We start from the raw sequence: 14,407 nt of genomic DNA, 5'->3' as shown, positions 1-14,407 counted from the left end.
ATACTCTACGAATATTGATAGGTGTTTTAATGAAATTAACCTTCACTTTACATTTGTCAAAAAATAGTAGAAATGAAACAATTCAAATTTTTAATACTCATAGCATTAGCATTAGTAAGTATAACAGTAAGTGCTCAGGAAAAAGGGAAGCCACGTCCAGAATTTAAAGAAATATATTTTGTGAATCGTTATAATGAAAGAGTTACAGAATTAAGAGTAGAGGACGAATTTATGTATATGGTGGTAGAAACAGCTAACGCTATAGGAGAAAAAGTCACACTAAGTTTGGATGAAGAAGATGGAGATTTTATTTATAAAGGAAAATATGTTTCTGCAAATGATGATATTAAGTTGAAAATCAGAAAAAATATCCAAAAAATAAAGTTTATAATCTATAACTCCGCTCTTAAAAAACATAGAAAACTTAAAGAAAAAGCAAAAGCAAAGAAAAAGGAATAATTTTTTTCTGAGTATCAGATCGTAATTTGTTTTTTGACCAGACAAAGGAAGTGTAAGAAATTTAGCAATAAAACCATATTATAAGTAGGGTAGGGATTTATTTTTTATTCAAAAAAATACAAAAACTATTTGCTTAGAAAATTGTGAATAAAATTGAATAACTCATAATGTGGATATTTCAAAAAAAATAGAAGAATAGCTACTTTAGCGGTATTCATAAATACTATTCTTTTGGCAGCAAAAAACGATAAAAAAGTTACTCCGTTAATGAAGCAATATAATGCAATAAAGGCGAAATACCCTGATGCATTGTTACTGTTTAGAGTAGGAGATTTTTATGAAACTTTTGGTAAAGATGCGATCAAAGCAGCAGCGATTCTTAATATTGTTTTAACCAAAAGGGGTAATGGTAGTGAGCAGGAAACAGCATTAGCTGGATTTCCTCACCACTCTTTAAACACTTATTTGCCTAAATTGGTAAAAGCTGGAGAACGCGTTGCTATTTGTGATCAATTAGAAGATCCTAAGCAAACCAAAACCATTGTTAAGCGTGGAGTGACCGAGTTAGTTACTCCGGGAGTTGCTCTTAATGATGAGGTGTTACAAAGTAAAACCAATAATTTTTTATGTGCATTACATTATGGTAAAAGAGAATTAGGAGTTGCTTTTTTAGATGTTTCTACTGGTGAATTTCTAACGGCGCAGGGTGATGCTTCTCATATGGATAAGTTAATGCAAAACTTTAGGCCAAGTGAGGTTTTGATTAGTAAACCAAAAAAGAAAGATTTTGAAGAGGATTTTGGAAACGATTTTCATACGTTTTTTTTAGAAGATTGGGTTTTCAAACCAGACTATGCAGATGAAACTTTAAATAACCATTTCGAAACCAAAACTCTAAAAGGCTTTGGTGTAGATCATTTACAAGAAGGTGTCATTGCAGCAGGGGTAATTCTTCATTATTTAGGTGAAACGCAACATCATAAATTACAGCATATAACGGCAATCCAGCGTATTGTAGAGGATCAATATATCTGGATGGATCGATTTACTATTCGTAATCTAGAATTGTATAATCCAAATGCGATCAATGCAGTAACCCTTCTAGATGTTATTGATAAGACGATTTCGCCAATGGGAGGACGTACACTAAAACGTTGGTTAGCGTTACCACTTAGTCAAATTACTGCAATTCAAAAGCGTCATGAGGTTGTTCAATTTTTTCTAGACAATTCAGCTTTACATCAAAAAATTCAGCATCAAATTAAGCAGATTGGTGATATTGAGCGATTGATTTCTAAAGTAGCTACCGGAAAAGTGAATCCGAGAGAGGTAATTCAACTTAAAAACTCTTTGGAAGCTATTGTCCCCATAAAATCTCAGGCGTCTCATAGTGAAAATGAAGCGCTAAAAATTATAGGAGATACACTTAATGATTGCGAATTGTTAAGGGATAAGATCAAAGAGACATTAAATGAAGAAGCTCCTGTAAATGTGTTGAAAGGAAATACTATTGCTGATGGATATTTGGATGAGCTAGATGAATTGAGGTCAATTGCTTACTCTGGAAAAGACTATCTGGATAAAATGTTGGAGCGCGAAACAGAAAGCACAGGGATTACATCTTTGAAAATCGCATCCAATAACGTCTTTGGGTATTATATAGAAGTAAGAAATACGCATAAGGATAAAGTACCCGAGAATTGGATACGTAAACAAACATTGGTAAACGCAGAGCGATATATCACAGAAGAACTTAAAGAATATGAAGCCAAAATTCTTGGGGCAGAAGAAAAGATTCTAGCGTTAGAACAGCAACTATTTGGTGAACTGGTCGTTTGGATGCATGAGTATATCAAACCAGTACAACTTAATGCAACTTTGATAGGTCAATTGGATTGTTTGTGCTCTTTTGCTCAATTGGCTCAGGAAAATCAATATGTAAGACCACTAATGGATGAATCTTATGATTTAGAAATTAAAAATGGGCGTCATCCGGTTATAGAAAAACAACTTCCTCCTGGAGAACAGTATATTGCAAATGACGTATTGCTAGATAGAGATCATCAACAGATCATCATGATCACAGGGCCAAATATGAGTGGTAAGTCTGCGATCTTAAGACAAACTGCTTTGATTGTATTGTTAGCACAGATGGGATGTTTTGTCCCAGCAGAAGAAGCTAGAATAGGAGTAGTAGATAAAATATTTACAAGAGTAGGAGCCAGTGATAATATCTCTATGGGAGAATCTACTTTTATGGTAGAAATGAATGAAACTGCAAGTATTCTTAATAATATATCAGATCGTAGTTTAGTATTATTAGATGAAATAGGTAGAGGGACCAGTACTTATGACGGAATTTCTATTGCATGGGCAATTAGTGAGTTTCTTCATGAATATCCAGCCAGACCAAAAACTTTGTTTGCTACACATTATCACGAATTGAATGAGATGTGTGAGACATTTGACCGTATTAAAAATTATAATGTATCCGTAAAGGAGCTTAAAGATAATGTACTTTTCTTACGTAAACTAGTTCCTGGGGGGAGTGAACATAGTTTTGGGATTCACGTAGCAAAAATGGCAGGAATGCCGCAGCAAGTGTTGCATAGAGCAAATAAGATGCTTAAAAAGCTTGAGAAATCCCACAGTAGTGAAGAATTAACAGATAAGATTAAAGGATTGCAGGAAGAAGATGAATTACAATTAAGTTTCTTTAATCTTGACGATCCATTATTAGAAGAAATTAAGGAAGAAATTCTGGATATTGACATAGATACGTTAACTCCGGTAGAAGCATTAATGAAACTTAATGAGATTAAACGTATGTTAACCAGGAAGAAAGCATCGCAAGTGTAAATTTTTTTATTCTTTTTTGCGAAAAGACTTTGGTATTACTAGAAATGTTTTAAATTTGCATCCGCAATAACGATTGCGAAGTTCTTAAAAAACTGCGAAAGTAGCTCAGGGGTAGAGCATCACCTTGCCAAGGTGAGGGTCGCGGGTTCAAATCCCGTCTTTCGCTCTGAGACAATATATACCATGCTGAAGTGGTGGAATTGGTAGACACGTTGGACTTAAAATCCAATGGCCTGTAAGGCCGTGCGGGTTCAAGTCCCGCCTTCAGTACTTAACCCTCTTAATCGTAAGATTTTGAGGGTTTTTTTATGTAAATATGTATAGGTTTTGTTTTAAGAATTCGAGTAAGAATCAAGATCCATAGTTTACTTTTTATTAATACTATCATTAGTTCAAATAAACAGAACTCTACATTTTTAATGCACTTTAGAAAAGATAATTTCAGATCAAGATTAATTTATAAAATTAGATAACTTATCACCTAACTTCAATTGTTAAGGTTATAATTTCTACTGTTCATCTTCTCCTTCAATTTATATTTAGTGGTGCCAAATTATAAATTGAAACTCTTTTCAGGCTATTCTTACCTAATTTTCCAATTCAAAACTCTAAAAACCAAATCTAGTGTCTTTTGATCGCTTATATCATCTATTCAGAAAAAAAACCAAATCTGTTTTAGCTTTTTTTCAAATGCTTGTCATTCATGCAAATCTTAAGATCTTTATAAGAATAAGATTACTTCAACTCGTATGCGTGCTATTACCGGTAGCAATTTATTCATCAGGAGGTGACACATTAACTGTTAAAAATACGGGTAATGGTAGGATGTTGAAGAAAAATGAACCCATTTCTCAGTCATTTCATTTTCCTGAGATAGATAAAAAATTCCCTCTAAAAAAAAATATACATACGATAGCTGCAGGTCCCGAATTTACCTTTGATAATATACACAAAGAATTTCCTATGATGCCAGAGATTGTGAATGATGCAAGATCAGAAGCGGCTCAGGGGTTTAAAGAAATTGACAGTACAGGAAAGTGGATTTCATCATTTTCAAATGAAGATATTCAAGTCTTACCGGTAGGAATAAAACATAAGATTAACGAAGTAGAATACCAAATTGGTTTTATGAAAGCCGGTTTTACAAAAGATTATACAGAATTGTTGGTATTTGTTAAGGTTATTTTACCGCAAACAGACAAAGATGGATTACCAGTAGAGCTTTTTTTTGGAGCAAATAATGTAAAACTTTCTCATCAAGGAGGTATTATAGGTGGTGGAGATCTGGTTCTACTGGGGGATATGTTCATTCCATTTAGTGGAGGTAACTGGTTACTGATGCTTAAAGGAGGATTTGATTATGAAACAAGTGACATTGAAAACCGAACCTATGTTACGATTGATTGTGATGGGGTAAAGGAAATGCAGATTGAAGGTGAAGTGCAATTTTCTAGAAAAGTTGTATTACCACTGGATAAAGAAGGTAATTTAGACAAAAGACCAACTATCCCATATGAAGGAGCACTTAAAGAAACTATACAAATACCTAACAGGGTCAGAGGAGAATTTAAAGCAGTAGCTTCTGATTGGAATGATTTTGTGGTAGAAATTAGTATTACCCCTTTTGTAGTAGAAGGCCAGGAAGAATTATTTGCATTTTCTGCTAATAAAGCAGTCTTTGATTTTAGTACATTAAGAACCGAAAATGTTACTTTTCCACAAATATATCATGATAAAGGATGGTTGTTGCCTAATCCTGATACCTGGAGAGGAGTGTATATAGAATCTCTAGAGATTGGTCTTCCAAGAGCATTTAAAAGTAGAGAGAAAAAAGGACAAAAAAGAGTGTCTTTTGAGGCAGCTCACCTCATATTAGATAGTCATGGAGTTTCAGGATTCTTTTCAGTTAATAATTTAATCCCTCTTAATTCAGGAATAACATCAGAGTCTAATGCTTGGTCTTATTCTGTAGATAAAATGACTATAGAGTTAGTGTCTAATCAATTGGTTGGAGCAGGATTCGAAGGTCAATTAGTACTTCCAATTTCAGATAAAGAAACCGAGGCAATTCAAAAGCAACAAGATAGTACACAAAACACCGAAATTGGGTTAAAATATAAAGGTCTTATTTCTGAAGAAGAGTTTATGATGTCTGTAGCTACTGCAAAAACTATAGATTTTAATGTATTTAGTGCTAAAGCACAGTTGCTTGAAGATTCGAGGATAGAATTAGCAGTAGTTGATGGAGAATTTAAGCCAAAAGCAGTTTTAAATGGAAGAATGGTGATTTCTGCAAGTCAGAAACAATCATTAATTGATGAAGGCAAAGAAATAGAAGGAACTGATGATGTGGTTCAATTTAAAGGTATTGAATTCTCAGGATTGGTTTTACAAACTGAAACCCCTTTGATATCGGTTGAATATTTTGGATACAAAGACACCGCAGAATTGGCAGGTTTTCCTGTTTCGATAGGTGATATTGCATTAAGAGCAAATGATGATGAGGTTCAGTTAGATTTTGATCTAAGTATCAATTTAATGGGAGAATCGGATAAAGGTTTTTCTTCTACTACTCGATTAGGAATTGCTGGTAAAAATGTGAAATCAGATGGAAAACAAAATTGGAAATACGATGGTATAAAATATTCAAAAATAGAGTTGGACGTAGATATGGGGCCTGTAGCTTTCGAAGGATTTTTATCTATTAGAGATAAAGACTCTATCTATGGTAATGGGTTTACTGGAGATGTAAAAGCCAAATTTGCTGGTTTTGGACCGATTCAATCTACAGCTGTTTTTGGGAAGAAGGATTTCAGGTATTGGTATGTAGATGGCGCAGTGCATGGGTATACTATACCTTTCGGAGCATTCACAATGACTGGATTTGCCGGTGGCGCATTTTATAAAATGACGCGGGAGTCTAGTACCAAAAAGGTTTTTGCTCCATCTGGATTATCCTATATTCCTAATAAAAATACAAGCCTAGGTGTTAAAGCAATGACTTTTGGATATATGGGAGCTCCAGGTGCAGTTTCTTTTGGTGCAGGTTTTGAAATTGAATTTAATAAAAGAGGAGGCGTAAATCGATTAGGCTTTTATGGCGAGGCCCAAATTATGAAAAAATTTGATTTTGCTAACCCCTTGGTTGAACTACAACAAAAATTAGCCAATCTTGTTGATTATGAGGTTATCAACCAGATAGAAGATCATAAAGTAACAAAAACATTTTTTGATAGATCCACAGATGAATATAAATCAAATATAGAAGGTACTGCAAATATAAGTGGATTTATGGGCGTTGAGTTTGATTTTGCGAATAATGCTTTTCATGCAACTGCAGATATTTATATGGATGTAGCAGGGGGAGTATTGCGTGGACGAGGAAAAGGAGGAAGAGCGGGATGGGCAGAAATCTATATTGATAAAAATGATTGGTACGTGTATTTGGGTACACCCAAAGATCGTATGGGTATTAAAATGGGTATTGGTCCTTTATCCGCCGGTTTGGATGGATATTTTATGACGGGATCCAAAATACCAGGAAGTCCACCACCACCAGCTGTGGTAGCAGAAATTTTGGGAGTAGATGCTAATTCTCTAGACTATATGAGAGATGAAAATGCATTGGGTGAAGGTCGTGGTTTTGCCTTTGGTGCAGGTCTTAATTTTGATACTGGTAATATTCGATTTTTGATGTTTTATGCTCGCTTACGAGCAGGTATAGGTTTTGATTTAATGATGAAAAATTATGGAGATGCAAGGTGCTCAAATACAGGAAGAAAAGTAGGGATCAATGGTTGGTACACGAATGGACAAGCATATGCATATTTGCAAGGAGAACTCGGGATTAGAATTAAGCTGTTTTTTAAGAAAAAGAAAATTAGGATATTCAAAGGAGGTACTGCAGTTTTGATGCAAGCCAAATTACCTAATCCTTTCTGGATGAGAGGATATATGTCTGGAGATTTTGATGTCTTAGGAGGATTGGTAAGTGGGCGTTTCAGGTTTAAAGTAACTATTGGTGAGAAGTGTGATTTTGAAGATGAGTCACCATTAGGCGGAATTAAAATGATTACAGACGTTTCTCCTGTAAAAGACGAGCAAGAGGTTGATGTATTTACAGCACCTCAAGCAACATTTGCTTTAAAAGTAAACCAACCCATCATAATCCCAGAGGATGATGGAGATAAAACATATAAAGTAATTCTGGAAAAATTTACACTTACCAATGAAGCGCAAGAAGAGATCAAAGGTAAATTAGATTGGGGATCTGGTAGTGACCGCGTCACATTTATAGCCGAGGATATTTTGCCTCCAAAAACCAAATTAAAAGCAAAAGTACAGGTTAGTTTCCAAGAAAAAATAGGAGGAGTTTTTAAAACTATCATGGATGATGGTAAAAAAGCTTTAGAAACAGAAGAAAGAAATTTTACCACCGGTACTGCGCCAGATCATATTCCTCTGCACAATATTCAGTATTCATACCCTGTAGTGAATCAAGAACACTTTTATAGTGGCGAATATGATAAAGCATATATAAAACTTAAGCAAGGTCAGGATTATCTTTTTGAAAATACACAATGGAAAAGTATGGTGAAATATATCGGTCAGAATGGTGATATCAAAAAAACTCAACCTAATTATAACAATGGCGATAATAAATTGTACTACAATATCCCAGGAACGAATAGAGATGAGGTATACAAAATGATCATCACCAGTTTTTCTAAATCCTCAAAAGACAAGGGTGTAGACCAAACTACAATAGAAAAGCAAGAATATGATGATGATAATATAGTTGAAATTGAGAGAAAATCTGCAGAAAACACTTCAATAGATGGTGAAATAGAAAGACTTACTTATAATTTTAAAACAAGTAGTTACAAAACTTTTGCAGATAAGATTAAAAGTATTGATATAAAAGAAGATAATTGGGGTAAAATTTCATCTGATGTGATTTATTTATCGTCCAAAATTAATACTCATGAAGGATTTGATCTAGTAGAGTTAAAAGGTACTGCTTATACAGAAAATAAGGCATTGATTAGTATAGAATCAGATCTTAAAGATGCCTATTTCAGAGAAGATATAGATCCTATACTGTATCAAAAATATCCAATAGGAGGTAAATATACTATTGATCGCAACCCTACAGTTTTGGGATTTAGACCAAAAAGAGCATTACCTATTTTGACGAATTATGTAACTAGTCTTGAGAATAAGGTGAATTTAACATGGAGAGCCACCAGATTCCCATTTCGTTATAATCTTCCGCAAGCCTATTACAATGATTATAAAAGTATAAGAGATAGAATAATTAATGACTATGCCAATGGGGTAATTAATAGCGAAGCTCCAGAATTAAGTATTATGGGAGAAGATTATAAGCTAATGCTTTTTGGTAAGTATAGTGTAAAGCTACAATATAGTTTACCCGGAGGAATATTAGGATCTTCTGCAAATTATAAGTTTAAGAATCCACTTTCTTTAAGAAAATAAATAATACGTAACAAAAAATGCTTTTTCATCTAAATGATAAAATACACAATTTAAAAATCTTGTTTTGATGATAATTGAAAAAACTCGACATACAATATTACAAAAGTGCTTATGGGTACTTGTATATTTTGCTGTTTCATTTCAGGGTTTTTCCCAAAGAACAACCGAAGATCCGAGCATACAGGTAATAGCAAGAGTTCAAGGAAGTAAAATTCTTTTAAGATGGGCGCCTACTACACCTTCATCATGGCTAAAATCAAATAAATACGGATACCAAATTCAACGTTTTACTATATCACGCGATGGAAAATTAGTTTCTCCACCAGAAAAGAAAGTACTGACAACTACCCCAATAGTTCCAATGGGGCTCGAACGGTGGGAGTATATAGCCAGTGGTGATGATTATGCTGCAATATTAGCACAAGCTTTATTTGGAGAAGGTTTTGAAGTAGAAGGTATGGAAGAAGAAGGTGCATTGGCACAAATTGTAAATAAATCAAGAGAAGTCGAGCAGCGATTTTCATTTGCGGTTTTTGCAGCAGATATGAATTTTGAAGCTGCAAAAATGGCTGCTTTAGGGTATGAAGACACTACTATCGTTCCTGGAGAAGAATATGTTTATAAAATAACTACAGCTATTCCCGAAGAATTGCTAAAAGTGATTCCAGGGTCAATAGTCATAAAATCTCAGCAACCAGAACCTTTACCTGCTCCAATTGATCTTATCGCTGTACCTGATGATAAAATAGTTCTACTAACCTGGGATTATGGAATGTTTAAATCGATTTTCACTACCTATTATTTAGAAAGATCAGAAAATGGTAATGATTTTAAAAGGTTGGGAGACCTCCCTTTAGTCAACTTAAACGATAAACCTGATGCGGCTAAGCAACGGATGCAATATATAGATACCCTGTCCCAAAACAATAAAGAATATTATTATAGGGTGAAAGGTATTTCCCCTTTTGGAGAAGAGAGTTTGCCTTCAAAAGTCGTTTCAGCAAAAGGTATTAAAAAACTAACCGCCACACCTCATATTTTAAAATATACATTAGAGGATTCTGGAGCTGTACTGATAGAATGGGAGTTTTTAAAAGAAGCCGAAAATGAAATATTAGGATTTGAATTGAATTGGTCAATGCAGAAAAAAGGCCCTTATACAGTTGTGAGTAAGGGTCTTTTACCTAGTTCTCGAAAAACAAGATATCAGAAACTTGCGGCTTCAAATTACTTTACAATTACTGCAATAGGAAAAAATAATCAGAAAAAAGAATCACTATCGGCTTTTGTACAAACTATTGATGAAACTCCACCAGCAGCGCCTTTAGGCTTAACAGGAACCATAGATACATTAGGTATCGTGACTCTAAAATGGGATGCAAATACAGAAAAAGACATGCTAGGTTACCGTGTATTTAGAGGGAATTTAGCAAAGGAAGAGGTGTCACAAGTAACAATTTCTCCAATAAACAAGAATGTTTTTCGGGATACAGTACTGATTAAGTCGTTAAACAAGAATGTTTTTTATCAAATAGTAGCAGTAGATCAGCGATTTAATATGTCTGAGTATTCTGAAAAAATAGAACTGAAGAAACCAGATGTAGTGCCACCTTCTTCTCCAACATTTTCTAACTATAACGTAAGCGACGAAGGCGTATTTCTAGAATGGATCATGAGTACCAGTACTGATGTCAAATATCATCAGCTATATAGGCAAAATGTACAAGAACCAGATAAAGGATGGCATTTGTTATTTGAAACTGAGGCAGGAACAACTTTTACTGATAATACGATCGAATCAAATACAAAATATAGATATGCAATTTTTGCTGAAGATAATAGTAAGCTCAGGTCTGAGCCATCAACACCTATTACTATTGTGTATAAAAAAGCCACTCCTGATGAAAATTTAGTAAAAGGATTCACAGCAATAGCTGATAGAGAACATCAGAAAATAGATCTGAATTGGAGAAAAATGCCGTCAAAGGTAACCGAAATTTTAATCTATAAAGCTATTAAAGAAGAAAAACCTGTGTTATGGAAACAAATATCAGGATCAATGGATTCATTAGAAGATAGATCTGTATCTCCTAATACGATCTATGTGTATTATTTACAAGCAATGACTGATAGCGGAAGTCATTCTGTTATACAAACCAAAGAAATAGAATTTTAGATTATGAAAACTAATAGCAAAAATTTATTAACGTTTCTTTTTTTACTATTCTCATGTATACTCTTTGCACAGCAAACCAGTATTCAGATTACCAACTATAACTATACTGCAGATTTTGATGATGGTAGATGTGATGATGAAATAAGAATGACGGCTTACTTTAGAGGAGGAGGTTCTGAACGATTTATTAGATATAGAAATAGACCGGATGGTCCACGTGCTGATCGTGAGCTTATTGTAAATGGAGATGTAACTCATATAGATGTTTATATCTACGGTAAGGATCAGGTAAGTGGTGGTATTTTTGGAGATTTCTGTGCAGGAGGATCTTTTGGAGGAAGAGCTCGGGGAACATATCGTATAAATCTTCCAAATTATCCATGCAATCAAGGTTCATTTGATGAAAGACAAAGTGATAGTAATGTTTTTAATGGAAGTAACGAAGTACGACAACGACTTCGTTTCAATTACGAAGTTACTCCATTACCACGAGTGCAAAGAACATCGCCTTCAGATATTGTTGGGTATGAAGATGCTTTTCAGGTACAGGGAGATGAAGGTTTTAGAAATGATGCCTACAATTGGCAATATAGTTTTTTAAATGGAAGCACCCCGCTTGTTTGGCAGGAAGTTCCTGGCGCGTCATTTGATCCGTTATTGAATATTAGACTAGAAGATATATTCGATGAATCTGCTATAGGAAGAGATATATTGTTTAGAATTGCTGCATGCGATTATGATGGTCCAGAAGGGTATGAAGTAGTAAGCTACAGAATAAGAAAATCTGCTCCCAAAATCATTGATGTATCCACAACACCAGTAAGTTGTTTTGATGCAACAGATGGTGAAATAACAATAACATTTGATAGGCCACTTATAGGCGGAGATCTTTTTGGATTTAGTATATCTGATAGATCCGATCCTGATGGAGATGTTGTGGCAAACGCCAATAACATCACGACTTTGGATGTGGGAAATACCTTAACGATAAGGAATCTCCCACCTAGCAATACCGATTTTTTAATTGAGGCTATTGGTACATATGATGGTGAACCATATTATACAGGAGAAGCAAATCATTCTGCTGTCTTTACAATTGGTAGACCTGCACCGGTATCATTTGTTGAGGAACCAAGAGATAATGCAGTAAATGTATATTGTTTTGGAGGACAAGATGGAACCATTGAGATAAACGCAGCGGGTGGAGACGGGAATTATGAATATTTAATGAGAAAGGAAAATGAAACGTGGGATGAAAATGAATGGATGCCTTTTTCTTCAGGCAATACGCATACGATTCGAGATTTGTTTCCTGATACTTACTACCTTAAGATAAGAGATGGTAATGAATGTGTTGCCAAAGAACAAACATTGGTAGATGGAGAAATAGCATTAGGAGAAGAAATTATAGAACGAGTAAATATTACTCAACCAGATGCTCCTTTATTTATAACAACAGAAATTTTAAACCCTCCACAAGCATATGGTTTTGAAGATGGAAGAATTTTGGCGACGATTACAGGAGGTACACTAATTGATGGTGATTCTTATGAATTTGAATGGAGAGATGAAAATGACAATATAATTAATACTACTTCTGCTATCTATAATGCTGGTCAGGGATACTTAGTTACTTTACATAGTGTTGGAGGTGGACAATATACAATCACTGCAAGAGATGCTAATTATAGTGGAGCAACTAATAAAGAAGGGTGTACTATGGTCAGTGAATCAATTACACTAATACAACCATTGCCCATAGAAATAAGTATAGAGGTATTCCCTATTTCCTGTAATGCAGGAAATACCTACAGCGATAATATAGATACTAATTTTGATGGAGTTGCAGATCAATTTCAGGACGGAGTGTTGGTTGCCACAGTTACTGGTGGTGTGCCTTTTGATATTGAAAACCCAGATTATAGTGTACCTGTTCCTGCAAACAGTAATGGTGATCTAGTACCATATTTTTACGATTGGAAAATACAACAAGGTGATGGAAGTTGGATAGAAATTCCTATAAATAATAATCGCATTGACTTTTTGGATACTGCAACCAATTATTCTTTAAATGTGACCGATAAGAATGGTATTGTGCTGGGAAGTTATATCGCTATAATTGAAGCTGATGGTTCTCGTAGCTATAGTTTGGTACAAGCTGAAGACGTTGTAGAATACTTGCCACAACCTGAAGTACTAGCACTGGACTTTACAAAAACAGATGTTACTTGTGCTAATGGAGATGATGGAGCTTTGACGGTAACTGTAACAGGAGGTGTTGAACCTTATACTTATGAGTGGAGTAATGGTAATACTACTATGGCCATATCTGATCTTATTGCAGGGACTTATCTTGTTTTTATTACCGATGCCAAAGGTTGTCAGATAGAAGGTAATGTAGTGGTTGAACAATCTAATAATATAGAAATAGAACCTATATCTGTGGTTTCTCCTACATGCTTTGAGGGAAGTGACGGCCAAATCGGTATAAGTGTTAACGGGGGTGTACTTCCGTATACTTATTTATGGAACACAGGTTCTGTTTCGAGCGATATTCGAGGAATACCGGCAGGAACTTATAGAGTTGAAATAACAGATGCAAGTGGATGTAAGGCCTTTTACGAGGAAACACTAATTAATCCCGATCCAATAGTAGTAAATATTGAAGAAAAACGCTCTCTATGTGGAGAACAATCTTTAGCGCTTGATATTACGATTGATGATCCAGAGGCAATCTATTCTTGGACTAGTACAAATGGTTTTGCTAGTTCTGAGTCTAGTGTGACACTTACTGAAACAGGTACATATGTGGCTATGATAACAACAGGGCAAGGATGTGTAGGGATCGGCGAAGTTATAGTAGAATCTTTTGATAGACCAATAGACTCTAATTTCTACATTACTACACAAGCCTATTCTAATGAAGACGTAATTCTTATCAATGTGAGTAACCCTATCGGAGAGGTAGTAGAATGGAATATTCCAGAAGGAGTAGAAGTAGTTTCAAAAAGTGATGAAGAGTTAATCGTAAGGTTCGAAAAAGAAGGAACCTATGATATTAATTTGGTGTCGTATCAAGGAGATTGTTACGAGAGTTTTGAGAAAACTATTTTGGTACAACCTGCAATCGAAGCCCCTCAATTAGATAATATTCCAAGAAATTTTATTGAAGAATTTATTTTATACCCAAACCCTAGCAAAGGAATTTTTAAAACAAAAATTAGCTTAAAAGAAGCTTCAAATATCACGTTAAAAATCATAGATCTGGTATCAGGTGCAACTATAAATAAGCGTGAAGAAAAAGATAGTCAAGAACTTTTACTAGAGTACTCTCTTTCTATATCTTCAGGAGTGTATTTAATGCTATTAGAAACACCAAATGGATCAGAAACTCGCAAATTAATAGTAGAGTAA

The 14,407-nt window shown here is 34.6% G+C and carries 5 protein-coding genes and 2 tRNA genes; all 7 read left to right on the top strand.

The features are described 5' to 3' along the window. Window positions 1–72 precede the first annotated feature (72 nt). The 7 genes from DK442_RS09005 to DK442_RS08975 all read left to right on the top strand — a co-directional run bounded on the left by DK442_RS09005 (window position 73) and on the right by DK442_RS08975 (window position 14,407). Window positions 73–459: a hypothetical protein gene (locus DK442_RS09005; RefSeq protein WP_109435535.1), complete on the top strand. Its 387-nt coding sequence runs from the start codon at window positions 73–75 to the stop codon at window positions 457–459. Between the two features lie 267 nt (window positions 460–726). Continuing rightward, complete coding sequence (gene mutS / locus DK442_RS09000; RefSeq protein WP_109435906.1) at window positions 727–3,318, top strand: DNA mismatch repair protein MutS; 2,592 nt, start codon at window positions 727–729, stop codon at window positions 3,316–3,318. 94 nt (window positions 3,319–3,412) lie between these two features. After that, a tRNA-Gly gene (locus DK442_RS08995) sits at window positions 3,413–3,484 on the top strand. 19 nt (window positions 3,485–3,503) lie between these two features. Next, window positions 3,504–3,588 (top strand) — tRNA-Leu (locus DK442_RS08990). Between the two features lie 354 nt (window positions 3,589–3,942). Further along, window positions 3,943–8,817 (top strand): hypothetical protein, encoded by a 4,875-nt coding sequence (locus DK442_RS08985; protein WP_160114102.1) that lies wholly within the window; start codon window positions 3,943–3,945, stop codon window positions 8,815–8,817. A 67-nt stretch (window positions 8,818–8,884) separates the two neighbouring features. After that, complete coding sequence (locus DK442_RS08980; RefSeq protein ID WP_109435533.1) at window positions 8,885–10,993, top strand: fibronectin type III domain-containing protein; 2,109 nt, start codon at window positions 8,885–8,887, stop codon at window positions 10,991–10,993. A 3-nt stretch (window positions 10,994–10,996) separates the two neighbouring features. Further along, on the top strand, window positions 10,997–14,407 hold the full coding sequence (locus tag DK442_RS08975; protein WP_109435532.1) for a T9SS type A sorting domain-containing protein: 3,411 nt from the start codon (window positions 10,997–10,999) through the stop codon (window positions 14,405–14,407).

This window comes from Aquimarina sp. AU119 (genome assembly GCF_900312735.1).
Lineage (GTDB): Bacteria > Bacteroidota > Bacteroidia > Flavobacteriales > Flavobacteriaceae > Aquimarina > Aquimarina algiphila.
Note: the sequence above shows the minus strand (reverse complement) of the source record. Positions and strands in the feature narration are given on the sequence as shown.